23 protein-coding genes and 2 other annotated features are annotated in these 24757 nt (G+C 39.9%); all 23 genes read right to left on the minus strand.

Annotation, left to right across the window (positions count from 1 at the left end):
- Positions 1-172 precede the first annotated feature (172 nt).
- The 23 genes from tuf to ispD all read right to left on the minus strand — a co-directional run bounded on the left by tuf (position 173) and on the right by ispD (position 24746).
- Complete coding sequence (gene tuf / locus B5473_RS02445) at positions 173-1360, minus strand: elongation factor Tu (RefSeq protein ID WP_079523494.1); 1188 nt, start codon at positions 1358-1360, stop codon at positions 173-175.
- A gap of 140 nt (positions 1361-1500) precedes the next feature.
- A complete protein-coding gene (fusA, locus tag B5473_RS02450; protein WP_079523495.1) occupies positions 1501-3579 on the minus strand; it encodes an elongation factor G in 2079 nt (692 codons plus the stop codon).
- Positions 3580-3660: 81 nt separating this feature from the next.
- Positions 3661-4131: a 30S ribosomal protein S7 gene (gene rpsG, locus B5473_RS02455; RefSeq protein ID WP_008406982.1), complete on the minus strand. Its 471-nt coding sequence runs from the start codon at positions 4129-4131 to the stop codon at positions 3661-3663.
- 41 nt (positions 4132-4172) lie between these two features.
- Positions 4173-4592: a 30S ribosomal protein S12 gene (gene rpsL / locus B5473_RS02460; protein WP_008406983.1), complete on the minus strand. Its 420-nt coding sequence runs from the start codon at positions 4590-4592 to the stop codon at positions 4173-4175.
- A gap of 100 nt (positions 4593-4692) precedes the next feature.
- Complete coding sequence (locus B5473_RS02465) at positions 4693-4944, minus strand: ribosomal L7Ae/L30e/S12e/Gadd45 family protein (protein ID WP_008406985.1); 252 nt, start codon at positions 4942-4944, stop codon at positions 4693-4695.
- Between the two features lie 181 nt (positions 4945-5125).
- Complete coding sequence (gene rpoC / locus B5473_RS02470) at positions 5126-8806, minus strand: DNA-directed RNA polymerase subunit beta' (RefSeq protein ID WP_079523496.1); 3681 nt, start codon at positions 8804-8806, stop codon at positions 5126-5128.
- 147 nt (positions 8807-8953) lie between these two features.
- Positions 8954-12508 carry a DNA-directed RNA polymerase subunit beta gene (rpoB, locus tag B5473_RS02475; protein ID WP_176142002.1) on the minus strand — a complete coding sequence of 1185 codons (3555 nt, stop codon included), beginning with the start codon at positions 12506-12508 and terminating at the stop codon, positions 8954-8956.
- 243 nt (positions 12509-12751) lie between these two features.
- Entirely contained in the window at positions 12752-13354 is a 603-nt protein-coding gene (locus B5473_RS02480; RefSeq protein ID WP_079523498.1) for a class I SAM-dependent methyltransferase, read from the minus strand.
- Between the two features lie 193 nt (positions 13355-13547).
- The gene (gene rplL / locus B5473_RS02485; RefSeq protein WP_079523499.1) at positions 13548-13910 is read right to left on the minus strand and encodes a 50S ribosomal protein L7/L12; all 363 of its coding nucleotides are present in this window, start codon (positions 13908-13910) and stop codon (positions 13548-13550) included.
- Between the two features lie 72 nt (positions 13911-13982).
- The gene (rplJ, locus tag B5473_RS02490; protein WP_079523500.1) at positions 13983-14483 is read right to left on the minus strand and encodes a 50S ribosomal protein L10; all 501 of its coding nucleotides are present in this window, start codon (positions 14481-14483) and stop codon (positions 13983-13985) included.
- A 32-nt stretch (positions 14484-14515) separates the two neighbouring features.
- Positions 14516-14662 (minus strand) — a sequence feature (ribosomal protein L10 leader region).
- A 73-nt stretch (positions 14663-14735) separates the two neighbouring features.
- Positions 14736-15434: a 50S ribosomal protein L1 gene (gene rplA / locus B5473_RS02495; protein ID WP_079523501.1), complete on the minus strand. Its 699-nt coding sequence runs from the start codon at positions 15432-15434 to the stop codon at positions 14736-14738.
- 132 nt (positions 15435-15566) lie between these two features.
- Positions 15567-15992, minus strand: coding sequence for a 50S ribosomal protein L11 (gene rplK / locus B5473_RS02500; RefSeq protein WP_008406998.1), 426 nt, complete (start codon positions 15990-15992; stop codon positions 15567-15569).
- A gap of 180 nt (positions 15993-16172) precedes the next feature.
- Positions 16173-16712 carry a transcription termination/antitermination protein NusG gene (gene nusG, locus B5473_RS02505; RefSeq protein ID WP_079523503.1) on the minus strand — a complete coding sequence of 180 codons (540 nt, stop codon included), beginning with the start codon at positions 16710-16712 and terminating at the stop codon, positions 16173-16175.
- Positions 16713-16892: 180 nt separating this feature from the next.
- Positions 16893-17078, minus strand: coding sequence for a preprotein translocase subunit SecE (secE, locus tag B5473_RS02510; RefSeq protein WP_079523504.1), 186 nt, complete (start codon positions 17076-17078; stop codon positions 16893-16895).
- A 41-nt stretch (positions 17079-17119) separates the two neighbouring features.
- Positions 17120-17266 (minus strand): 50S ribosomal protein L33, encoded by a 147-nt coding sequence (rpmG, locus tag B5473_RS02515; protein WP_079523505.1) that lies wholly within the window; start codon positions 17264-17266, stop codon positions 17120-17122.
- A 77-nt stretch (positions 17267-17343) separates the two neighbouring features.
- On the minus strand, positions 17344-17967 hold the full coding sequence (gene sigH, locus B5473_RS02520; protein WP_169797433.1) for an RNA polymerase sporulation sigma factor SigH: 624 nt from the start codon (positions 17965-17967) through the stop codon (positions 17344-17346).
- A gap of 94 nt (positions 17968-18061) precedes the next feature.
- Positions 18062-18574 (minus strand): NYN domain-containing protein, encoded by a 513-nt coding sequence (locus B5473_RS02525; protein ID WP_008407006.1) that lies wholly within the window; start codon positions 18572-18574, stop codon positions 18062-18064.
- 4 nt (positions 18575-18578) lie between these two features.
- Entirely contained in the window at positions 18579-19442 is an 864-nt protein-coding gene (rlmB, locus tag B5473_RS02530; RefSeq protein ID WP_079523506.1) for a 23S rRNA (guanosine(2251)-2'-O)-methyltransferase RlmB, read from the minus strand.
- Positions 19443-19444: 2 nt separating this feature from the next.
- Entirely contained in the window at positions 19445-19858 is a 414-nt protein-coding gene (locus B5473_RS02535; RefSeq protein ID WP_014822403.1) for a Mini-ribonuclease 3, read from the minus strand.
- Positions 19859-21262 carry a cysteine--tRNA ligase gene (gene cysS, locus B5473_RS02540; protein ID WP_079523507.1) on the minus strand — a complete coding sequence of 468 codons (1404 nt, stop codon included), beginning with the start codon at positions 21260-21262 and terminating at the stop codon, positions 19859-19861.
- Positions 21263-21353: 91 nt separating this feature from the next.
- Positions 21354-21575, minus strand: a binding site (T-box leader).
- Positions 21576-21676: 101 nt separating this feature from the next.
- Positions 21677-23137 carry a glutamate--tRNA ligase gene (gltX, locus tag B5473_RS02545; protein WP_079523508.1) on the minus strand — a complete coding sequence of 487 codons (1461 nt, stop codon included), beginning with the start codon at positions 23135-23137 and terminating at the stop codon, positions 21677-21679.
- Between the two features lie 330 nt (positions 23138-23467).
- Positions 23468-23944 carry a 2-C-methyl-D-erythritol 2,4-cyclodiphosphate synthase gene (ispF, locus tag B5473_RS02550; protein ID WP_079523509.1) on the minus strand — a complete coding sequence of 159 codons (477 nt, stop codon included), beginning with the start codon at positions 23942-23944 and terminating at the stop codon, positions 23468-23470.
- A 121-nt stretch (positions 23945-24065) separates the two neighbouring features.
- Positions 24066-24746, minus strand: coding sequence for a 2-C-methyl-D-erythritol 4-phosphate cytidylyltransferase (ispD, locus tag B5473_RS02555; RefSeq protein ID WP_079523510.1), 681 nt, complete (start codon positions 24744-24746; stop codon positions 24066-24068).
- Positions 24747-24757 lie beyond the last annotated feature (11 nt).

Consider the following 24757-nt stretch of genomic DNA (forward strand, 5'->3'; position numbering starts at 1 on the left):
TAATAACTAATTAGAATCCCCTGTTCTTACGTTTCATTATACAAGAGTCATGATATATAAATGAAATACATATATTGAATAAACATTATGCCTTTACGCTATAAGGGTACAAAAAAAACACCTTGCAAGCGTCCCTGCAAGGTGTTTTTAAAAAATTAGCAATTAGCTAAAATTATTTTTGGATAGATGCTACTACGCCAGCGCCTACAGTACGGCCACCCTCACGGATAGAGAATTTAGTACCTTCTTCTAAAGCGATTGGAGCGATTAATTCAACAGTCATTTCGATGTTATCGCCAGGCATAACCATTTCTACGCCTTCTGGTAACATGCAGATACCAGTTACGTCAGTTGTACGGAAGTAGAACTGAGGGCGGTAGTTAGAGAAGAATGGAGTGTGACGTCCACCCTCTTCTTTTGATAATACATAAACTTCAGCTTTGAAGTTAGTGTGTGGAGTGATTGAACCTGGTTTAGCTAATACTTGACCACGTTGGATATCTTCACGAGCAATACCACGTAATAAAGCACCGATGTTGTCACCAGCTTCAGCGTAATCTAATAATTTACGGAACATTTCTACACCAGTTACAGTTGTAGTTTTAGCTTCTTCTTCGATACCGATAACTTCTACAACGTCACCAACTTTAACTTGACCACGTTCAACACGGCCAGTTGCTACTGTACCACGACCAGTAATAGAGAATACGTCCTCTACTGGCATCATGAATGGTTTGTCAGTTTGACGTTCTGGAGTTGGGATGTAAGAATCTACAGCGTCCATTAATTCAACGATTTTTTCTTCCCATTCTGCTTCGCCTTCTAAAGCTTTTAATGCAGAACCTTTGATTACTGGAACATCGTCGCCTGGGAAGTCATATTCAGATAGTAAGTCACGGATTTCCATTTCTACTAATTCTAATAATTCTTCGTCGTCAACCATATCACATTTGTTCATGAATACTACTAAGTAAGGAACACCTACTTGTTTAGAAAGTAAGATGTGCTCACGAGTTTGTGGCATTGGGCCGTCAGCAGCAGATACTACTAAGATACCGCCGTCCATTTGTGCAGCACCAGTGATCATGTTTTTAACATAGTCAGCGTGACCTGGGCAGTCAACGTGTGCATAGTGACGAGTTGCAGTTTCATACTCTACGTGAGAAGTATTGATTGTGATACCGCGCTCTTTTTCTTCTGGAGCGTTGTCGATGTCAGCGTAAGATTTAGCTGCACCACCCATTTTTTTAGAAAGAACTGTTGCGATAGCAGCAGTTAAAGTTGTTTTACCATGGTCAACGTGTCCGATTGTACCAACGTTAGCATGCGTTTTTGAACGGTCAAATTTTTCTTTAGCCATTAGAAAATGCCTCCTCAGAGATATGTTTTATTTTTTTTAAAATTATTTATTCTAAGATGCCGACTATAAACGGGCCCCATCTATAGTCAGTCAATCATAGCTTACAAATTATTTATACTTGATGCAAGGTGAAATTTCAATTATTCACCTTTATTTTTTTTGATGATATCTTCTGCAATTGATTTTGGTACTTCTTCATAGTGATCAAATGTCATAGAGAATACACCGCGACCTTGAGTTGCAGAACGTAAAGTTGTAGCATATCCGAACATTTCAGATAGTGGAACCATAGAACGTACTACTTGAGAGTTACCACGAGCTTCCATACCCTCTACGCGACCGCGACGAGCAGTAATGTTACCCATAATATCACCAAGGTACTCTTCTGGAATTACAACTTCTACTTTCATCATTGGCTCTAAGATTACTGGGTTACATTTTTTAGCTGCTTCTTTTAATGCCATAGATGCAGCGATTTTGAACGCCATTTCACTTGAGTCAACGTCATGGTAAGAACCGAATACTAATTTCGCTTTAATGTCGATTAGTGGGTAACCAGCAACAACACCGCGGTCAAGAGAGTCACGTAGACCCGCTTCTACTGCAGGGATGTATTCACGAGGTACAACACCACCAACGATAGCGTTTTCGAATTCGAAACCTTTACCCTCTTCGTTTGGAGAGAACTCGATCGTTACGTCACCGTATTGACCGCGACCACCAGATTGACGAGAGAATTTACCTTGAACTTTAGCTTCGCTACGGAATGTTTCACGGTAAGATACCATTGGAGCACCCACGTTAGCTTCAACTTTAAATTCACGTTTCATACGGTCAACTAAGATATCAAGGTGAAGTTCACCCATACCAGAGATGATTGTTTGACCTGTTTCAGTGTCAGTATGAGCACGGAATGTTGGATCTTCTTCTTGTAGTTTTTGTAAAGCTTGACCCATTTTATCTTGGTCAGCTTTAGATTTTGGTTCTACAGAAAGAGAGATTACTGGCTCTGGGAATTCCATTGACTCTAAGATAACAAGGTTTTTCTCGTCACATAGAGTATCACCTGTTGTAGTATCTTTAAGACCTACAGCAGCAGCGATGTCACCAGCGAATACTTTTGAAATCTCTTCACGAGAGTTAGCGTGCATTTGTAGGATACGACCTACACGCTCACGTTTACCTTTAGAAGAGTTTTGTACGTAAGAACCTGAATCCAATGTACCTGAGTACACACGGAAGAATGTTAACTTACCTACGAATGGGTCTGTCATTACTTTGAATGCAAGAGCTGAGAATGGCTCATCATCAGAAGAATGGCGGATGATTTCTTCGTCACCGTCGATGTCAGTACCTTTAATAGCTTCTACATCTGTTGGAGCTGGAAGGTAATCAACAGCCGCATCAAGCATTTTACGAACACCTTTGTGTTTGAATGCTGTACCACAAAGTACTGGGTAGAACTCTACCGCGATAGTAGCTTTACGGATTGCCGCTTTTAATTCTTCTTTAGTAATTTCTTCGCCTTCTAAGTATTTCTCCATAAGTTCTTCATCAACACTTGCAACAGCGTCGATTAATTTCTCACGGTACTCTTCAGCTTGATCCATGAATTCTGCAGGGATTTCTCCTACAGTTAAATCTGTACCTTCGTCGTTACCGTAGAAAGTAGCGTTCATTTCGATTAAATCGATAATTCCGCGGAACTCATCTTCAGCACCGATTGGTAATTGGATTGGGTGAGCATTAGCTTGTAAACGCTCATGTAATGTACCTACAGAATATAGGAAGTCTGCACCCATTTTATCCATTTTGTTGATAAATACGATACGAGGAACTCCGTATGTTGTAGCTTGACGCCATACTGTTTCAGTTTGAGGCTCAACACCAGATTGAGCATCTAATACTGTTACAGCACCATCAAGTACGCGTAAAGAACGTTCAACTTCAACAGTGAAGTCTACGTGTCCTGGAGTATCGATGATGTTAATACGGTGACCATTCCATTGAGCTGTTGTTGCAGCAGAAGTGATTGTGATACCACGCTCTTGCTCTTGCTCCATCCAGTCCATTTGAGAACCGCCATCATGAGTTTCACCGATTTTGTGAATCTTACCAGTGTAATAAAGGATACGCTCAGTAGTTGTTGTTTTACCAGCATCAATGTGAGCCATGATCCCAATATTACGTGTATTCTCTAGAGAGAATTCGCGTTTCATAGGAAATTTCTCCTTCCATATTGGGTTAACTGTATAGATGGTAAAAATCTTAGCCCCAGCAATGCTAGAGCAAAGATCAAATTACCAACGGTAGTGAGCGAATGCTTTGTTCGCTTCTGCCATTTTGTGCATATCTTCACGTTTCTTAACTGAAGCACCTGTGTTGTTAGATGCATCTAAGATTTCGTTAGCTAAACGCTCTTCCATCGTTTTTTCTCCACGAAGACGAGCGTAGTTTACTAAATAACGTAAACCTAAAGTTGTACGACGTTCTGGACGAACTTCTACTGGTACTTGGTAGTTAGAACCACCAACACGACGAGCACGTACTTCTAGTACAGGCATTACGTTGTTTAATGCAGCTTCAAATACTTCTAAAGCATTTTGACCCGAACGCTCTTGAACTAATTCGAAAGCTCCGTATAAAATCTTTTGAGAAGTACCTCTTTTACCATCAATCATCATTTTGTTGATTAAACGAGTTACTAATTTTGAATTATAAAGTGGATCTGGTAACACGTCACGTTTGGAAACAGGACCTTTACGAGGCATGTGTTTTCCTCCTTTCAAATCGTTGTATATTTAAACTTAAATTATTTTTTTTCTTTAGGGCGTTTAGTACCGTATTTAGAACGAGATTGTAAACGACCGTTAACACCAGCTGTATCAAGTGCACCACGAACGATGTGGTAACGTACTCCAGCTAAGTCTTTTACGCGTCCGCCACGGATAAGAACTACACTGTGCTCTTGTAAGTTGTGACCTTCACCTGGGATATACGCAGTAACCTCAAGTTGGTTAGTTAAGCGTACACGAGCGTATTTACGTAAAGCCGAGTTCGGTTTACGTGGTGTCATTGTACCTACACGAGTACAAACTCCGCGTTTTTGAGGAGACTTAACGTCAGTTAAAGATTTTTTAAATGAGTTATATCCTTTGTTTAACGCTGGAGATTTTGATTTCGTGCTTTTAGATTGACGAGGCTTACGTACTAATTGGTTAATTGTAGGCATCGATTTGTCCTCCCTTCATTTTTTCCTTGTTTCAATACCACACATCCAGGTGGTTCATTTTTTGGGTAAAAACAAAGTCTTTGTGTACTTTACACAAAAACTACATCGCAGTAATCGCAACAACTGCAGCTCCAACATGAATGCCGCAAGCTTTACCAAGTTCTTTCTTTGAATCGACGTAATTGACTGGTACACCGATTTCTTTCGCGAGAAGAATGGCCGGATCGGTTACCCATTTGTCTGCATCGATTGCGACAAAAAGAGCTGTTACTTGTCCAGCATACATTGCTTTCACTGCTTGCTTTATACCTATGATTGTTTTACTGGCCTGCTTTACTTGATCGTAAGACATTTTCATATCCTCCTAAGTACAGACAGTTAACTATCAACCTTCAATATATTATCATTCCAAACTTACACTGTCAACAGATTTCTTATGAAAGTATGTTGGTTAATATTTAATCCAAGGATATTTCCAAGAAAATCTCCCGACAAAGTATGGTCTCTGTCGGGATCTCTTCATTTATATACTGCTATTCAGCTGTAATTACTTCTGCTGATTCTTCTTGCTCCATACGGATTTGACGGTAACGTTGCATACCAGTACCAGCCGGAACTAGTTTACCGATAATTACGTTTTCCTTCAGACCTAGAAGCTCATCACGTTTACCTTTAATTGCAGCATCCGTTAACACACGTGTTGTTTCCTGGAATGATGCAGCTGATAAGAATGATTCTGTTTCAAGAGAAGCTTTTGTAATACCTAAGATGACAGGACGGCAAGTTGCTGGAGTTTTTCCGCTAAGTACGGCTTCAGCATTTGCTTCAGAGAATTGGTGGATATCAAGAAGTGACCCTGGTAATAACTCTGTGTCACCAGCTTCAATCACGCGCACTTTACGAAGCATTTGGCGAACCATTACTTCGATGTGTTTGTCTCCGATTTCTACCCCTTGCATACGGTATACTTTTTGTACTTCTTTTAATAAATATTCTTGAACTGTCGATACATCTTTAACTTTTAATAATTGCTTCGGATCGATAGAACCTTCAGACAATGTTTGACCCGCTACAATTGTGTCGCCTTCTGCTACTTTTAGACGCGCATTGTAAGGTGCTTGGTATTTACGTGTTTCCACATCACCTTGGATCGTTACTTCTTTAAGACCTTCACGAATTTCTTCGATTTCGATTACTGTACCAGTAATTTCTGAAATGACTGCTTGACCTTTAGGGTTACGAGCCTCGAAAATTTCCTGGATACGTGGAAGACCTTGTGTAATATCGTTACCGGCTACCCCACCTGTATGGAATGTACGCATCGTTAACTGTGTACCTGGCTCACCGATAGATTGTGCAGCAATAATACCAACTGCTTCACCAACTTCTACCTCTTCACCAGTAGCTAAGTTCATACCGTAACATTTTTTACATACGCCGTGTTTTGTATTACATGTAAATGCAGAACGGATTGTAATTTCTTCGATATTTGCATCATTGATAACACGAGCAATATCTTGTGTAATTAAACCATCACGCTCTACGATAACCGCTCCTGTTTCTGGATGGCGAACTGTTTTCTTCACATAACGACCAACAATACGTTCGTCTAACGCTTCGATCAATTCGTTTCCTTCCATTAATGAACCGATTAATAAACCGCGGTCAGTACCACAGTCGTCTTCACGAACGATAACATCTTGTGCTACGTCTACTAAACGACGAGTTAAGTAACCTGAGTCGGCAGTTTTTAGTGCTGTATCGGCAAGACCTTTACGCGCACCGTGTGTAGAGATGAAGTACTCTAATACTGTTAAACCTTCACGGAATGAAGACTTGATTGGTAACTCGATAATACGACCAGCCGGGTTGGCCATCAGACCACGCATACCAGCTAACTGTGTAAAGTTCGATGCGTTACCACGGGCACCAGAGTCAGACATCATGAAGATCGGGTTAGTTTTTTGTAAAGATTTCATCAGCTTGCCTTGAATTTCATCTTTCGCAGCTGTCCATACGTTGATAACTCGGTTATAACGCTCCTCCTCAGTAATTAAACCGCGGCGGAACTGGATCATTACTTTATCTACTTTGCTTTGAGCTTCATCTAAGATTACACCTTTATCCGGTAATACGACGATGTCAGATACACCTACTGTAATACCTGCGCGAGTAGAATATTTGAAACCTAAGTTTTTCATGCGGTCAAGCATCTTAGAAGTTTCTGTAATGTGGAACTCTTTGAATACTTCAGCAATAACATTTCCTAAGAATTTTTTACGGAAAGGATCTACTACAGGCATATTTGTGAAGTGCTTCGCTAAAATAGCGCGGCGTTGTGCTTCAACTTTTTCTGATTCAGATAAATCAGCATAGCCTTCTGTTGCTTCGATTTCTTTCAGTAACTCTTCGTCAATTGTTAAGTTTACGAAGTATTTTTCAGGTGTTTTTTGCTCTAAGTTGACTGCAGTAGGCTCATTAATATAAGGGAATGAGCGTGGTAAAATTTCATTGAAGATTACTTTACCTACAGTCGATAATAAGAACATTTTATTTTGTTCTTCTGTAAATGTCGGGTTATTTAATGAGCTTGCTTTAATCGCAATACGAGAGTGTAAATGTACATGACCGTTTTGGTAGGCGATTAACACTTCGTTTGAATCATTAAATATTGCTCCTTCACCACGAGCACCTTCACGCTCAAGTGTTAAGTAATAGTTACCTAATACCATATCCTGAGATGGAGTTACTACCGGTTTCCCGTCTTTCGGGTTAAGGATGTTTTGCGCTGCTAACATAAGTAAGCGAGCTTCTGCTTGTGCTTCAGCTGATAATGGAACGTGAACCGCCATTTGGTCACCATCGAAGTCAGCGTTATAAGCTGTACATACTAATGGGTGAAGACGAATTGCACGACCTTCTACTAGTGTAGGCTCGAATGCTTGGATACCAAGTCGGTGTAATGTCGGTGCACGGTTAAGTAATACCGGATGCTCACGAATTACATCTTCTAATACATCCCAAACTTCGTTGTGTAAACGCTCAATTTTACGTTTTGCACTCTTAATGTTATGGGCAAGGCCACGTTCTACTAACTCTTTCATTACGAAAGGTTTAAATAGTTCGATTGCCATTTCTTTTGGAAGACCACATTGGTACATTTTTAAGTTAGGACCTACTACGATAACCGAACGACCAGAGTAGTCTACACGTTTACCAAGTAAGTTTTGACGGAAACGACCTTGTTTCCCTTTCAGCATATGTGAAAGTGATTTTAAAGGACGGTTACCAGGACCTGTTACAGGACGACCGCGGCGACCATTATCGATTAATGCGTCAACCGCTTCTTGTAACATACGTTTTTCGTTTTGTACGATAATGCTTGGTGCACCAAGGTCAAGTAAACGTTTTAAACGGTTGTTACGGTTAATAACACGACGGTAAAGGTCATTTAAGTCAGATGTAGCAAAACGTCCACCATCTAATTGCACCATCGGACGAAGCTCTGGCGGAATTACCGGTAGTACATCTAAGATCATCCACTCTGGTTTGTTGCCTGAGTTACGGAATGATTCTACTACTTCTAAACGTTTAATCGCACGTGTACGGCGTTGGCCTTGTGCAGATTTTAACTCTTCTTTTAAAACTTGTGTTTCATCTTCTAAGTCAATTTTCTCTAAAAGACGTTTAATCGCTTCAGCACCCATTGCTGCTTCGAATTCGTTACCATACTTTTCACGGTATGCACGGTATTCTTTTTCAGAAAGTAAGTCTTTATAGCCTAAAGACGTTTGACCTGGGTCGACTACTACATAAGAAGCAAAGTAAATTACCTCTTCCAATGCACGTGGAGACATATCTAAAATAAGACCCATACGGCTTGGAATACCTTTGAAGTACCAAATATGTGATACAGGTGCTGCTAGTTCGATATGTCCTTGGCGTTCACGGCGAACTTTAGAACGCGTTACTTCTACGCCACAACGGTCACAAACGACACCTTTATAACGTACACGCTTATATTTACCACAGTGACATTCCCAGTCTTTTGTTGGTCCAAAGATACGTTCACAGAATAGACCATCTTTTTCTGGTTTTAATGTACGGTAGTTAATTGTTTCTGGTTTTTTTACTTCTCCGTATGACCAAGAACGGATCTTGTCAGGTGAAGCTAAACCAATTTTCATATATTCAAATTCATTAACATCGATCAAGGAGCCTACCTCCCTTTAGTTATAAGTCGTAAATGACTTTTAATGTAGCTCTACACTTACAAAATTTCATATTAGGCCATAATGAAACTTGCATTTAAAATATAAGAAAAACCGGGCAGGGCATATACCTGCCCGATTCAATTGAAGTTATTCAAATGATTCTACTGGGTCTTCTTCTTTATCATTAGATCTTTCGACTGGTGCAGCTACTTCATCTTCATCGTCAAGGTCGCGTAATTCCACTTCCTCGTCGTTGATTGTAAGCATCTTCACATCCATACCTAATGATTGAAGTTCTTTAATTAATACTTTAAATGATTCTGGAACACCTGGTTCTGGAACACTTTCACCTTTTACGATTGCTTCGTATGTTTTCACACGACCTACAACGTCATCCGATTTTACAGTTAAAATCTCTTGTAACGTGTAAGCAGCACCGTATGCTTCAAGTGCCCAAACCTCCATCTCACCGAAGCGCTGACCACCGAATTGTGCTTTACCACCAAGCGGCTGTTGCGTTACTAATGAGTAAGGTCCAGTTGAACGTGCATGAAGTTTATCGTCAACCATGTGCGCTAGTTTGATCATGTACATGATACCAACAGAAACGCGGCTATCGAATGGCTCACCTGAACGTCCATCATAAAGAATTGTTTTACCGTCACGGTTCATACCAGCTTCTTCCATCGTTTCCCAAACATCGGCTTCGTTGGCACCATCGAATACTGGTGACGCCATATGAATACCTAAGTAACGAGAAGCCATACCTAAGTGTAGCTCAAGCACTTGTCCGATGTTCATACGAGAAGGTACCCCTAGTGGGTTAAGCATGATATCTACTGGTGTTCCGTCCGGCATGAACGGCATATCCTCTTCCGGTAAAATACGTGAAATTACACCTTTGTTACCGTGACGTCCGGCCATTTTGTCACCAACGCGGATTTTACGTTTTTGAACAATATAAGCACGAACTAATTGGTTTACACCTGGTGGTAATTCATCGCCGTCTTCACGGTTGAATACTTTAACATCTAAAATGATACCGCCAGCTCCGTGTGGTACACGTAGAGAAGTATCACGTACTTCACGAGCTTTTTCACCGAAGATAGCATGTAATAAACGCTCTTCCGCAGTTAACTCTGTAACTCCTTTAGGCGTAACTTTACCTACTAGAATGTCACCATCGCGAACTTCTGCACCGATACGGATAATTCCGCGGTCGTCCAAGTTACGAAGTGCATCTTCACCCACGTTTGGAATATCACGTGTGATCTCTTCAGGTCCAAGCTTAGTATCACGAGACTCTGATTCATATTCTTCAATATGAACAGAAGTATATACATCGTCTTTAACAAGACGTTCGCTCATAATTACAGCATCCTCGTAGTTGAAGCCGTCCCATGTCATGAACGCAACAAGTACGTTTTGACCAAGTGCTAATTCGCCTTTTTCCATAGATGGACCATCAGCTAAAATATCACGAGGTTTTACACGGTCGCCAACTTTTACGATTGGACGTTGGTTATAAGAAGTACCTTGGTTAGAACGAATGAATTTTTGTAATTTATATTTTGTTAAATCGCCTTTTACTTCTTTACCATCTACTACTTCAATACGACGTACATGAATTGAACGTGCCTCTACATGTTCAACGATACCATCGTATTTTGCTACTACAGCAGCCCCAGAATCACGTGCATCTACATGCTCCATACCCGTACCAACGAATGGTGCGTTTGGATATAGTAATGGAACAGCTTGACGTTGCATGTTCGCTCCCATTAACGCACGGTTTGAGTCGTCGTTTTCTAAGAACGGAATACAAGCTGTCGCAGCAGATACTACTTGTTTAGGAGATACATCCATGTAGTCAATGCGGTCTTTAGAGAATACAGTGTTGTCACCACGGAAACGTCCAACAACTTCTTCATTCGCAAAAGTACCGTCTTCATTTAAGATTGAGTTCGCTTGTGCAACTACATAGTTATCCTCTTCGTCAGCAGTTAAGTAATGGATCTCGCTCGTTACAGCACCTGTTTCTGGATCAACACGGCGGTAAGGAGTTTCGATGAAGCCAAACTTGTTAACTTTTGCGAATGAAGATAATGAGTTGATAAGACCGATGTTCGGTCCCTCAGGAGTCTCGATCGGACACATACGACCATAGTGAGAGTAGTGAACGTCACGTACTTCCATACCAGCACGCTCACGTGTTAAACCACCAGGCCCTAATGCAGATAGACGACGCTTATGCGTTAACTCTGCTAATGGGTTTGTTTGGTCCATGAATTGAGACAATTGAGAGCTACCGAAGAACTCTTTAATTGAAGCGATAACAGGACGGATATTGATTAATTGTTGTGGTACGATTGCTGCTGTGTCATTAATTGACATACGCTCACGCACTACACGCTCCATACGAGATAAACCGATACGGAATTGGTTTTGCAGTAATTCACCAACAGAACGTAAACGACGGTTACCTAAATGGTCAATATCATCTGTGTTACCAACGTCATATAATAAGTTGAAGAAGTATGATACAGAAGCCAATACATCGGCTGGAGTAATATTTTTCACTTCTTCATCTATATAGGCGTTTGAAATAACATTAATTTCTTTTTGTGCTTCATCATTTGGTGCAAAGATTTTAACCGACTGAATTGTAATATCATCTTCCAATACACCACCAACCTGGTTTAATGTACGGAATCCGACACCACTTTCTAAATAAGGAATTAACTTATCTAAATTACGGCGGTCTAATAATGTACCTGCTTCCACAATAATTTCTCCTGTGTCAGGGTCCACTAAAGTTTCTGCAATCGTTTGGTTGAATAAACGATTTTTGATGTGAAGCTTTTTGTTCATTTTGTAACGACCAACATTCGCTAAATCATAGCGTTTTGCGTCAAAGAAGCGAGAATATAATAAGTTCTTCGCAGATTCAACTGTTGGTGGTTCACCTGGACGTAAACGTTCATAGATTTCAAGTAGGGCCTTTTCAGTACCTTCTGTATTATCTTTTTCTAACGTATTACGTAAATATTCATTGTCGCCAATGATATCTAAAATTTCTTGATCCGAGCCAAAACCTAATGCACGTAAAAGTACTGTTACCGGTAATTTACGTGTACGATCGATACGTACATATACAACGTCTTTAGCATCTGTTTCATATTCAAGCCATGCACCACGGTTTGGAATAACCGTTGCGCCAAAGCCTTTTTTACCGTTTTTATCCGTTTTTTCGTGGAAGTATACACTTGGAGAACGAACTAACTGTGAAACGATAACACGCTCAGCACCGTTAATAATAAACGTACCTGTTTCTGTCATTAATGGGAAATCACCCATAAAGACGTCTTGCTCTTTCACTTCGTTTGTTTCTTTGTTGTGCAAACGTACTTTTACACGTAATGGTGCAGCATAAGTAACGTCACGCTCTTTACACTCATCCACATCATACTTAGGATCTCCTAAAGTATAGTCGACGAATTCTAATGAAAGATTACCTGTAAAATCTTCGATTGGAGAAATGTCGTGGAACATCTCGCGCAACCCTTCTTCAAGGAACCACTCATAAGATGCTGTTTGGATTTCGATTAGATTCGGAAGTTCCAGCACCTCACTAATACGCGCAAAGCTTCTACGCTGGCGGTGTTGTCCGTACTGAACTAGTTGACCTGTCAACTCATTCACCCCTCAATAAAGCGATAATAGGTCTTTGCAAAAACATACAAATGGTGTATGATTTCGAAAGACAAAAAGAAAACGAGACTTTTTTTAAACCTCATTTTCGGTTAAACTTAACTTATTCTTAGCAGTATACCCGTAACTTTGAATATTTAATGCAAAAGGGCATACTACCTCAAAATAATAATTTTGCATTTTATTATGTTATCATACTCGATTTGTCAAGTCAATATTGGAAACTAATCTTACTTATTTTTTTGCACGAATAATCCAATATCCTTTTTTCTTCTCAACGACATCCACTTCTGAAAACATTCCTTCTAAATGACTCATAGTTGATGGAGCACCTTGCTTCTTCTGAATGACAATCCACAGTTCACCATTTTCCTCTAACAATTCATATGCACCGTCATAAAACTTGAAGATTGTTTCTTTACCAGCGCGAATTGGAGGATTTGTTAATACTGCGGCTACTTTCGTTCCAGGTTCTACAGCGGCTAATCCATCGCTTTCAAAAATACGTACATTTTGAACCCCGTTAAGCTGGGCATTTTTTTGAGACAAACTAACTGCTCGCGAATTAATATCCATCATGTATACTTCACGATCAGGGTTGTTTTTTGCAATCGATAGTCCGATCGGTCCATAGCCACAACCTACATCAAGCAAAACACCATCAATTTTAGGCATTTCAAACACATCGATTAGTACACGGGAACCAAAATCTACTTCGCTTTTACTGAATACACCCGTATCCGTTTCAAACGTAAATGTATTGCCTAATAAAGTGAATTTCCATTGGCGTGGTTTACTTTCAGTTTGAGGCTTATTTGAATAATAATGTTCAGACATGCAACACGCCTCCTTAGAAAAAATACATTTTGCGCTAATTTGTGCAAAATGATGTCTTTTCATGTGGATTACTATAAAAAATCAATATTTTCATATCCACAAAAGTTAAATAAAGAAAAGCCCGCCGCAAAAATGTGACGAGCTTTCCTTATTAAACTAAGCTCATAGCCTAGCAATTAAAGTTAAACTAAAATTATTTAACTTCTACTGAAGCGCCAACTTCTTCAAGTTTAGCTTTGATAGCTTCAGCTTCGTCTTTAGAAACGCCTTCTTTAAGAGCTTTAGGAGCGTTATCTACAACTTCTTTAGCTTCTTTTAAGCCTAAACCAGTGATTTCACGAACCACTTTGATTACTTTGATTTTTTCTCCACCAGCAGAAGCTAATACTACGTCAAACTCAGTTTTTTCTTCAGCAGCGCCTGCAGCACCACCAGCAACTACTGCTACTGGAGCAGCAGCTGTTACACCGAATTCTTCTTCGATTGCTTTTACTAAATCGTTTAATTCTAGAACTGTCATAGCTTTGATAGCTTCTAAGATTTGCTCATTGTTCATTTTAATTTCCTCCTATGGAATGTTTATTAGTTTTAGGCAGTTTGCCTGATTTTTGAAGTTATGAGGCTACTATTAAGCGCCTTGCTCTTCTTTTTGTTCTGCAACAGCTTTTGTTGCAAGTGCGAAGTTGCGCACTGGAGCTTGAAGTACAGATAAAAGCATTGATAATAGACCTTCGCGAGATGGAAGTTCTGCAAGAGCTTTAACGTCTTCAACTGATGCCAATGTACCTTCGATGATACCAGCTTTAATTTCTAACGCTTCGTTTTTCTTAGCGAACTCGTTAATAATTTTAGCAGGAGCTACTACGTCCTCGTTAGAGAATGCGATAGCGTTAGGACCAGTTAAAAATTCATTGATTCCTTCTAAACCAGCAGCTTCAGCAGCACGGCGAGATAAAGTGTTTTTGTAAACTTTGAACTCAACACCTGCTTCACGTAATTGCTTACGTAATTCAGTTACTTGCGCTACAGTTAAACCACGGTAATCTACTACTACTACAGAACCAGCAGCAGAGAATTTATCAGCGATTTCTTGAACTTGAACTTTTTTAGTTTCGATTGCTTTGCTCATGATGACACCTCCTATTAGAATGAGTCATTTATACCGACAAAGAAAAGCCTCTATATCAATAATAGACATAGAGGCTGAAAGTACATCATCTTTAAAAGAATCCGAACTCCTATGTCCTCGGTAGGATCATTAAGTGCATATGGCACCCCTACTGTCTACGGTACAAATGGATGATTCACAACAGCATTCATCTTACCAAGTAAGAAGCGCGTTGTCAACAAATTTTATAATACGGTTTTAAAAAACCGGAAATTATTTAACTGTTACGTTAGCAGCGTCAACTTTTACAGCAGGACCCATTGTAGTTGTAACGTTTACAGACTTCATGTAAGTACCTTTTGCTGCAGCTGGCTTAGCTTTTTGAACTACTTCAAATACAGCTAAGAAGTTTTCTACTAATTTTTCTGTATCGAAAGAAACTTTACCGATTGGTGCGTGGATGATACCAGCTTTTTCAGCACGGTATTCAACTTTACCAGCTTTGATTTCTTCGATTGCTTTTGTTACGTCAAATGTAACTGTACCTGTTTTAGGGTTTGGCATTAAACCTTTAGGACCTAATACACGACCTAATTTACCAACTTCACCCATCATGTCAGGAGTTGCAACGATTACATCGAAATCAAACCAACCTTGTTGGATTTTTTGGATGTATTCTGCATCGCCTACATAGTCTGCGCCAGCAGCTTCTGCTTCTTTAAGTTTTTCGCCTTTAGCGAAAACTAATACGCGTTGAGTTTTACCAGTACCGTGTGGTAATACTACCGCACCACGGATTTGTTGGTCGTTTTTACGAGTATCGATACCTAATTTGAATGCTACTTCTACAGTTGCATCAAAGTTTACAGTGCTTGTTTTTTGCGCTAACGCTACTGCTTCTTCAACAGAGTATAAAGTTGCGCGGTCGATTAATTTAGCTGCTTCTTGCAGTTTTTTACCTTTTTTAGCCATTATAATTTCCTCCTTGATTGTGGTTGTAACGGATTTGACCTCCCACGAATAAAGGTTGCGCACTCATCAAACAAGTATCCGAGTGCAGCAACCTTCCAAAAACAAAAACATCATCAAGTGTTGAAGATGGGATTAGTCTTCGATCGTAATACCCATGCTTCGCGCAGTACCTTCAACCATTAACATAGCAGCTTCAACTGAAGCAGCGTTAAGGTCTGGCATTTTTTGTTCAGCGATTTCGCGAACTTTATCACGTTTAACCGTTGCGACTTTTTTACGGTTTGGTTCACCAGATCCAGATTGGATACCAGCAGCTACTTTAAGTAATACTGCAGCTGGCGGAGTTTTCGTAATAAAAGTGAATGAACGGTCTTCAAATACTGAAATTTCAACTGGAATGATAAGACCAGCTTGATCAGCAGTACGAGCGTTAAATTCTTTACAGAATCCCATAATGTTTACACCTGCTTGACCTAATGCAGGACCAACCGGTGGCGCTGGGTTTGCTTTACCAGCAGGGATTTGAAGTTTTACAACTTTAATAACTTTTTTAGCCACGAGACACACCTCCTTAAGTCCGTGATGTGGTAACTGGGTTGCCCCTCCCACTCAAATATCTGTTCGTCAGCTAACTTGCCGATAACATTAAAACTAATTATAATCATACGTCCAAAACTTGGACAGTCTGACCTTTGAAATGATAACACTTTTAAATTACTTAATCAAGTGTAAATAATTCTATATTTTTTGAACTTGGTTAAAGTCTAGCTCCATTACCGTTTCGCGACCGAACATATCAACAAGAACTTTTAATTTTGCTTTGTCGACATCTACTTCTTCTACGCGGCCTTGGAAATGTGCAAATGGCCCTTCAAGAACTTCTACAACTTCACCAACAGTAATTTCAACTTCACCTAATAAAGTTTCATTCATACCCATTTGTGCAAGTAGACGTTCCGCTTCTTCCGGTAATAACGGAGTCGGTTTTACACCGCCGCCTGAAGAACCGATAAATCCTGTAACACCAGGTGTATTACGAACGACATACCAAGCATCATCTGTCATAATCAATTCTACTAAAACATAACCAGGGAAGATTTTACGCATTACTGCTTTTTTCTTACCGTCTTCTTTTACATCGATTTCTTCATGCTCAGCTACGATTACACGGAAAATTTTATCTTGCATTCCCATCGTTTCCACGCGTTTTTCAAGATTTGCTTTTACTCGGTTTTCATAACCAGAATACGTATGAACTACATACCAATTTTTCTCCATATAGGTAGGACTAAATCGTCCGTCCCTCCTTTACATTAAGTGTGTTAGGGTATATATTTCCCTGTTCACAAAACTTCAATAATCTATTTCTTCAAATTAAGCTGTCAGCATTTTTTAACAAATGAAAAAACCCGTTATATGGCATGGACGGGCTATTTCGAAATATTAACATGATATTGCTTACAGAGACAAGAACCAACGGAATAATTCTGAGATTCCTAAATCTATTGCTGTAAAGAATAACGCCATCACGACAACTGTTGAAACAACCACTACCGTATACTTCGTTAACTCTTTACTTTTCGGCCAACTTGTTTTGCGCATTTCCGAGCCGACTTCTTGTAGAAAGTTTGTTACTTTACTCATCTTTGCCTAACCTCCGAACAACGAATTAATCTATTTTTCATTTATAACGTTTGTTTATGCATTGTATGCTCATTGCAATGAGAGCAAAATTTCTTCAGTTCTAAACGCTCGGTCGCCCCTTCTTTTTTCGGGACATTGTAGTTTCTTGAACCGCATTTTTCACAACTTAAAACGACTTTCTTTGCCATGTTTATCACCTTTTCGGCAGTTTGTCCTTTAAAGACTAACACCTAAATTTCCCACTGTCAATAAAGGCTCGTGGTGTTTAAGTCATTTCTTTTAATTCAAGATGACGCTCTAATTTGCGCTTCACCCTTTGTAATGCATTATCGATGGATTTCACATGGCGGTCCAATTCTTCAGAAATTTCATTATAGGATTGTCCTTCCAAATAACGAACCAATACTTGCTGTTCGAGTTCGCTTAACACTTCGCCCATCTTCTCTTCCAAATAAAGATAATCTTCACGATTGATCATCAAATACTCAGGATCATCCGAAATCGGACTCGTAATAATATCCATCAACGTACGCTCTGATTCTTCATCGTAAATTGGCTTATCTAAAGAAACATATGAATTTAGCGGAATATGCTTTTGTCTAGTAGCCGTTTTAATTGCCGTAATAATTTGCCGTGTAATGCAGAGTTCTGCAAATGCACGAAATGACGCCAGCTTGTCCTCTTTAAAATCCCGAATCGCTTTATATAAGCCAATCATTCCTTCTTGGATAATATCTTCTTTGTCCGCACCAATTAAAAAATACGACCGCGCTTTCGCCTTAACAAACAGTCGGTATTTTGAAATCAAAAAATCTAGCGCATCTGTATTGCCAAGATGCACTTGTTCTACAAGCTCTTCATCTGTCAAATGTTCAAAACGTAGTACCATTTGTAACTTCTCACTTTTAAGCAATGAAAATCACCTCAGTTACGCTAGAATAATTAGGAATAGTATAACTTAATTGGAAATTGCGGGCAATCTATTACTTGAGCCCTCTTCTCCATTTTTCAAACTGTAGTTCCACTTCTTTTGATAGCTTAATTCTTGAGGCCGGTTTTTCGTCGGTCGATTCTTTTACTTTGGATGAAATTTTAGACTGAATAATTTGCATTTCAATTTCAAGCTCACGTGCCGATTTTCTTAAAGCACCATGACCAAATACAACGTTTTGTTCCGTCATATCGGATGTTGCGACGTGTATTTGGATTTTTCGTCCTTTTAGTTCGTTCGATAATTTCTCAATGCGCTCGTCCGCTGTTTCGTTTTTACGTGTATAAAGCACTTCCACAGCATGCTGAATATACAGTTGCTCAGTGCCTGGTACAAGATGGGCATCAAATACAACGATAACTCGCCATCCTGTATGCGCTTTATACTCCGCCATTCGTTCAATTAACCGATCACGTGCATCTTCAAAGTGAGGTTCGCGTAACGGACGAAGCTCACTCCATGCACCGATCATGTTATAGCCGTCTACTAGCAATATGTTCTGCATGACCTCATCCGTTAGCTTCTTGTCGTTTGCGGTACACTTCATACATAAGTAATGCCGCTGCTACGGAAGCATTCAGTGATGTTACATGACCAACCATTGGCAAGTGATATAAGAAGTCACATTTATCCTTTAAAAGACGGCTCATTCCCTTACCTTCACTACCAATAATTAATGCAAGCGGTAATGTTGCATCCATTTTACGATAATCTGCAGAACCTTTTGCGTCTGTTCCGGCAATCCATACACCGCGGTCTTTTAGCTCATCCACCGTTTGGGCTAAATTGGTTACACGCACAACAGGTACATGCTCGATAGCACCTGTTGAAGCTTTAGCAACAACTGCTGTTAAACCGACTGCGCGACGCTTTGGAATAATGATACCATGCGCACCAATCGCATCTGCTGTACGCATAATTGATCCTAAGTTATGCGGGTCTTCCAACTCGTCCAATATTAAAAAGAACGGGTCTTCGTTTTTTGCCTTCGCTACGTTAAATAGATCATCCAATTCTGCATAGTCATATGCCGCGACTGATGCCACAATTCCCTGATGATTTTCTGCAAGCTTGTCGACTTTTTGCTTTGGTACAAACTGAACGAGGACACCTTGCTCTTTAGCCAAGTCCATTAACTCCTGTACACCTGTTTTCTTAACGCCTTCAGCAATCCATAACTTATTGATTTCTCTACCTGCTCGAAGTGCCTCAAGTACCGGGTTTTTCCCTGCAATCATTTCTCCTGATAATTCTTCCTGGGCAGATTGCGGTTTTTCTTGTTGCTTTTTCTCATGAGTTTTAAAAGTATCCGCTTTTTTATCGCGTCCTTTAAAATCTCTTGGTTTACGATTTTGCTGTCTCTTCTCTGCCATAGTTACACTCCTTTTGCCTGTTCGACAATTTCGATTGCGTAATCGATTATTTCATTTGCGCGATGATGTTCTTTGCTAAGGAATAGGAAGCCTAAAACTGCTTCAAATCCAGAGCTATTACGATATGTGCGGACATCTGTATTTTTCGGAACAGATCCTGATTTGGCATTGCGTCCTCTACGGAAAACAGCTTGCTCTTCTTCTGTTAAATAATTCTCTTCAATCATGCGATGCACAATATTGGACTGGGATTTAGCCGAAACATATTTCGTTGCTTCTTTATGCAATGTGTTAGGCTTTGCACGGCCCGACAATATTAAATGTTCCCGAATTCTTTGTTCAAGCACGGCGTCGCCCATATAAGCGAGCGCCAGTGCATTTAACTGTATGACATCATGTGGTGTTAAGTTTTGCATTTACTGTCCTCGTTTCCAGCGTGTACCTTGACGAGTATCCTCAAGAACAATATCCATGCCCAGCAGCTGGTCGCGGATTTCATCTGAACGAGCGAAATCACGATTTTTACGGGCTTGGTTACGTTCTTCGATTAATGCCTCGATTTCTTCATCGAGTAAGCCTGCTTCTACTTTTATATGAATACCTAGTACATTTCCAATTGTATCAAACATCGTTAAAATTGCCTGTAATACTTCTTTATCTGTATTCGCTTCGTTTAAATACACATTGGCAATATGGGAAAGTTCAAATAATGCCGAAACCGCATTTGCTGTGTTAAAGTCATCATTCATTGCATTTTCGAAATCAACTTTAATCTGACTGATTTTTTCAAGCCACTGCTCGCTGTTATCCCCTAAACTCGCCGAAGATGTCAGACGGTGCTCGACATTCGTATAGGATGTACGAATTCGGTCTAAACCACTTTTCGCCGCTTCCACTAAATCCTGAGCGAAGTTGATCGGGTTACGGTAATGAACTGACAGCATAAAGAAACGTAACACTTGCGGGTCGATTTGCTTGCGAATATCATTCACTAATATAAAGTTACCCAGTGATTTCGACATTTTTTCATTATCAATATTAATATAGCCGTTATGCATCCAATAACGCGCAAATGTTTTATCATTATGCGCTTCGGATTGGGCAATTTCATTTTCGTGGTGAGGGAATGTTAAATCCTGTCCGCCCGCGTGAATATCGATTGTATCACCTAAGTGCTCACGCGCCATTACAGAACACTCAATATGCCATCCAGGACGTCCTTCTCCCCATGGTGATGCCCATTTAATTTCGCCTGCTTTTGCAGCTTTCCATAATGCGAAATCCAACGGATCTTCTTTTTTCTCGCCCGCTTCAATACGCGCTCCCACTTTTAAATCATCAATCGATTGGTGACTTAACTTTCCGTAGCCATTAAATCTACGTGTACGGTAATAAACATCGCCTTGGGATTCATATGCATAGCCTTTGTCGATCAGCACTTTAATAAACGCGATAATATCATCCATATGCTCTGTTACACGAGGGTGGGCATCCGCCTTTTGGCATCCCAGTGCTGTAATATCTTCAAAGTAAGCCGCAATAAAACGATTTGTTAATACAGAAGTTTCTTCGCCTAACTCATTCGCTGCTTTAATAATTTTGTCATCCACATCAGTAAAGTTTGAAACGAATTTCACTTCATAACCTGCATATTGTAAATAGCGGCGTACTGTATCATAGACGATTACCGGGCGGGAATTTCCAATATGAATGTAATTGTATACAGTTGGTCCGCATACATACATTTTTACTTTACCTTCCTCCAACGGAATAAATGGTTCTTTTTGTCTTGTCAACGAATTGAAAATTTGAATCGTCATATTGCCTCTCCTTTTTCACTGTACTCTTTAAAAATTTATCGGGTTAATTTGTCTTTTCAATTAAAAAACGCCTCTATCACCTCAGGAAGGTGACAGAGACGCTAGATGCGCGGTTCCACTCTGGTTGAAAAAGTAGCAATACTTTTTCCGCTTGAAGTCCTGTAACGTGGACAAATCGATTTAACCTACTCCAAGTTCAGTTAAATACTCAAAGGTGCATTTCAGCTTTGCCTTAACCTGGATCACTTTCAGCCGGTGGTGATCCTCTCTAATAAGGGGTGCGCAGCGTACTTCTCCTTCTCAACGTGCTATCAATTATGGAATTTACATTCATTTTACATCTATTTTCAGAAAAATCAATCATTATATCCATTCAAACAATTCGGTAGTTAGATCCAAATTTTTAAAAATGGATTACTGTGCAAATTTTTCAACACGAGCAATTGTTTTTTCCTTGCCGATTAAAGCGATGGCATTCGGCAATTCCGGACCATGTGTTTGACCAGTTGTCACAACACGGATTGGCATAAACAGATTTTTACCTTTTACGCCCGTTTCTTTTTGTACAGCTTTAATAGCTGCTTTAATTGAAGCGGCATCAAAAGATTCTAAAGCTTCTAATTGAGTTTTAAATGAAGCCATAACAGCCGGCACAGTTTCACCAGCTAACACTTCGTTTGCTTCTTCATCATATGCAATTTCTTCTGTGAAAAATAGGCTCGATAATTCTACGATTTCTGCACCGAAGCTCATTTGTTCATGGTAAAGAGCGATTAAATCAGAAGCCCATGCTTGTTGCTCTTCAGATAGCTCTTCTGGAAGTAAGCCCGCTTTTTGCAAGTGTGGCAATGCTAAAGCAACTACCTCTTCATGAGACATTTTTTTAATATATTGGTTGTTCATCCATGTTAGTTTTGTTTTATCGAACATTGATGGTGATTTTGACAAACGCTTTTCATCAAACAGCTTTACAAATTCGTCATGTGAGAAGATTTCTTCTTCTCCCTCAGGTGACCAGCCAAGCAATGCAAAGAAGTTAAACATCGCTTCCGGTAAGTAGCCTAGGTCCTTGTATTGTGTAACGAACTGAATGATTGACTCATCACGTTTTGATAATTTTTTGCGCTCTTCATTTACGATTAATGTCATATGTCCATATTGCGGATATTCCCATCCGAATGCGTCAAAGATCATCATTTGTTTTGGTGTGTTTGATAAATGCTCTTCCCCACGGAATACATGTGTAATTTCCATGAAGTGGTCATCCAGCACTACCGCATAATTGTAAGTTGGGATACCGTTTGCTTTTACAAGCACCCAGTCGCCGATATCTTTTGATTCGAAAGATACTTCGCCGCGAACTAAGTCAGTGAACTGATACGTAACATTTTCAGGAACGCGCATACGAATTGTGTGCGGGATACCAGCAGCTTCTTTTTCAGCAACTTCCTCAGCTGTTAAATGACGGCATTTCCCATCATATGCAGGTGCAGCAACACCTTGTGCTTTTTGTTTTTCGCGTGATGCTTCAAGCTCTTCTGAAGTACAGAAACATTTATAAGCTTGTCCGTTTTCCAGCATTTTTTCTGCATGCTCTTTATAAATATCAAGACGCTCCATTTGACGGTAAGGTGCATATGGGCCGCCGATATCAATTGACTCATCCGGCATGATGCCTAACCAGCGTAAGTTATCAAGTTGAGAAGCTTCTCCACCCTCTACATTACGCTCAATATCTGTATCTTCAATACGTACTACAAAAGTACCGTTGTGATGTTTTGCATATAAATAGTTGAATAAAGCTGTACGTGCGCCACCGATATGTAAAAATCCTGTTGGCGATGGTGCATAACGAACGCGAACTGTTTTCGTCATAAATATTGCCTCCTAATTTTAGCGTTAAAACGCTCGACCTTTTTCGCATATAAAAAAGTTTACTTTTATATGTATATAAACGGACATTATATTGTCCAATATCGGCACAATAGATGTCTTTTAAACTTTAACCATTCTACCACTGTAAGTTATTAAATTAAAGTAGCGTGTGCCGATTTTTGACACACGCCCTCATTTTTATCTCGCATTAACGGTTAGTTGGGTCAACACGATGTTGGTCACACAAGCGTTGTCACAGGATATGACGGTTTTAGCTTGTTTTCCTTCTACTCAGTGGAGATGAAGCTCCCCACTGATTGAAGCTTCACTTTATACTTTAACTAAAAGAATTGTTGCCATTGCTGCAATTCCTTCTTCACGACCAACAAAACCTAACTTCTCTGTTGTTGTCGCTTTTACATTTACTTGTGAAGGTTCGGCATTCAATAATTGTGCGATACGGTTTTGCATTTGTGAGATATATGGAGCCATTTTCGGACGCTGTGCCATAATCGTACAATCCACATTGCCTAATTTATATCCGCGCTCTTCTACCATCTTCCAAATATATTCAAGTAACTTCGCTGAATCGGCATCTTTCCACTCCGGGTCTGTATCCGGGAAGTGACGGCCAATATCCCCTTCACCAATTGCACCTAATGCCGCGTCTGTCACTGTATGTAAAAGTACATCGGCATCCGAATGACCTACTAAGCCGCGCTCATGCGGAATTTTAATACCACCTAAAATTAATGGACGTCCTTCTGCAAATTCGTGAACGTCAAACCCTTGTCCAATTCGAAACATATCGTTGCTAGCCTACAAAGTAAACTAGCCTTCACCTTCTTTCTGCTAATCTCATTATCATTAGTATAATCAACTTGTCCGGAAAAAGCCTCGCAAACCTATTTTCTTTTCAAGGTATCTTCTATTTTCGTTGTTTTAAAATAGCTTCCCCAAAAATCAGATCTTCCTGCGTTGTCATTTTTACATTTTCATAACTGCATTCTACGATATGGATATCATGACCTAAACGTTCAACAAGCATCGCTTCATCCGTTCCTAAAAAACCTGCCTTTTCAGCTACGTCTTCAGCTTCTGCCAGTAAATCGTAACGGAACGCTTGCGGTGTTTGAACCATCCATAAAGATTCACGGTCAACAGTTTCTTTAATTAGACCGTTATGGACAACCTTCATTGTATCCTTTGCACGAACCCCTGCAATAGCAGCACCTTTTTCATAAGCGACTTTTGCAAGTTCGGTAATCTTTGGAATCGTAATAAAAGGTCTTGCAGCATCATGAACAAGGACAACATCCACTGCATTCATTTCTTTAATGCATGAATGCACTGAGTGTTGGCGTTCTTCACCACCTGTAGGCATACCTTTTACTTTTGCAATATTATACTTTACGATAAGCGACTGGATAAATGGACGTTCCTCATCTTTTACGGCGAGCCAAATTCCCGTACAGTTTTCATCTTGTTCAAAAACGAGAAGTGTATGAACTAAAATTGGTTTATCCGCTAAGTTTAAAAATAATTTATTTTGCCCGGCACCCATGCGCTTTCCACTTCCTGCTGCCGGTAAAACAACTTCATAACGCAAAATGCTTCACA

Source organism: Solibacillus isronensis (assembly GCF_900168685.1).
Taxonomy (GTDB): Bacteria; Bacillota; Bacilli; order Bacillales_A; family Planococcaceae; genus Solibacillus; species Solibacillus isronensis_A.

Bases quoted from the DNA above. Each gene is read 5' to 3' on its own strand.
- tuf (WP_079523494.1), bottom strand. From the start codon at position 1,360: ATGGCTAAAGAAAAATTTGACCGTTCAAAAACGCATGCTAACGTTGGT.
- fusA (WP_079523495.1), bottom strand. From the start codon at position 3,579: ATGAAACGCGAATTCTCTCTAGAGAATACACGTAATATTGGGATCATG.
- rpsG (WP_008406982.1), bottom strand. From the start codon at position 4,131: ATGCCTCGTAAAGGTCCTGTTTCCAAACGTGACGTGTTACCAGATCCA.
- rpsL (WP_008406983.1), bottom strand. From the start codon at position 4,592: ATGCCTACAATTAACCAATTAGTACGTAAGCCTCGTCAATCTAAAAGC.
- B5473_RS02465 (WP_008406985.1), bottom strand. From the start codon at position 4,944: ATGTCTTACGATCAAGTAAAGCAGGCCAGTAAAACAATCATAGGTATA.
- B5473_RS02480 (WP_079523498.1), bottom strand. From the start codon at position 13,354: ATGTCTGAACATTATTATTCAAATAAGCCTCAAACTGAAAGTAAACCA.
- rplL (WP_079523499.1), bottom strand. From the start codon at position 13,910: ATGAACAATGAGCAAATCTTAGAAGCTATCAAAGCTATGACAGTTCTA.
- rplJ (WP_079523500.1), bottom strand. From the start codon at position 14,483: ATGAGCAAAGCAATCGAAACTAAAAAAGTTCAAGTTCAAGAAATCGCT.
- rplA (WP_079523501.1), bottom strand. From the start codon at position 15,434: ATGGCTAAAAAAGGTAAAAAACTGCAAGAAGCAGCTAAATTAATCGAC.
- nusG (WP_079523503.1), bottom strand. From the start codon at position 16,712: ATGGAGAAAAATTGGTATGTAGTTCATACGTATTCTGGTTATGAAAAC.
- secE (WP_079523504.1), bottom strand. From the start codon at position 17,078: ATGAGTAAAGTAACAAACTTTCTACAAGAAGTCGGCTCGGAAATGCGC.
- rpmG (WP_079523505.1), bottom strand. From the start codon at position 17,266: ATGGCAAAGAAAGTCGTTTTAAGTTGTGAAAAATGCGGTTCAAGAAAC.
- sigH (WP_169797433.1), bottom strand. From the start codon at position 17,967: ATGGTACTACGTTTTGAACATTTGACAGATGAAGAGCTTGTAGAACAA.
- B5473_RS02525 (WP_008407006.1), bottom strand. From the start codon at position 18,574: ATGCAGAACATATTGCTAGTAGACGGCTATAACATGATCGGTGCATGG.
- rlmB (WP_079523506.1), bottom strand. From the start codon at position 19,442: ATGGCAGAGAAGAGACAGCAAAATCGTAAACCAAGAGATTTTAAAGGA.
- B5473_RS02535 (WP_014822403.1), bottom strand. From the start codon at position 19,858: ATGCAAAACTTAACACCACATGATGTCATACAGTTAAATGCACTGGCG.
- cysS (WP_079523507.1), bottom strand. From the start codon at position 21,262: ATGACGATTCAAATTTTCAATTCGTTGACAAGACAAAAAGAACCATTT.
- gltX (WP_079523508.1), bottom strand. From the start codon at position 23,137: ATGACGAAAACAGTTCGCGTTCGTTATGCACCATCGCCAACAGGATTT.
- ispF (WP_079523509.1), bottom strand. From the start codon at position 23,944: ATGTTTCGAATTGGACAAGGGTTTGACGTTCACGAATTTGCAGAAGGA.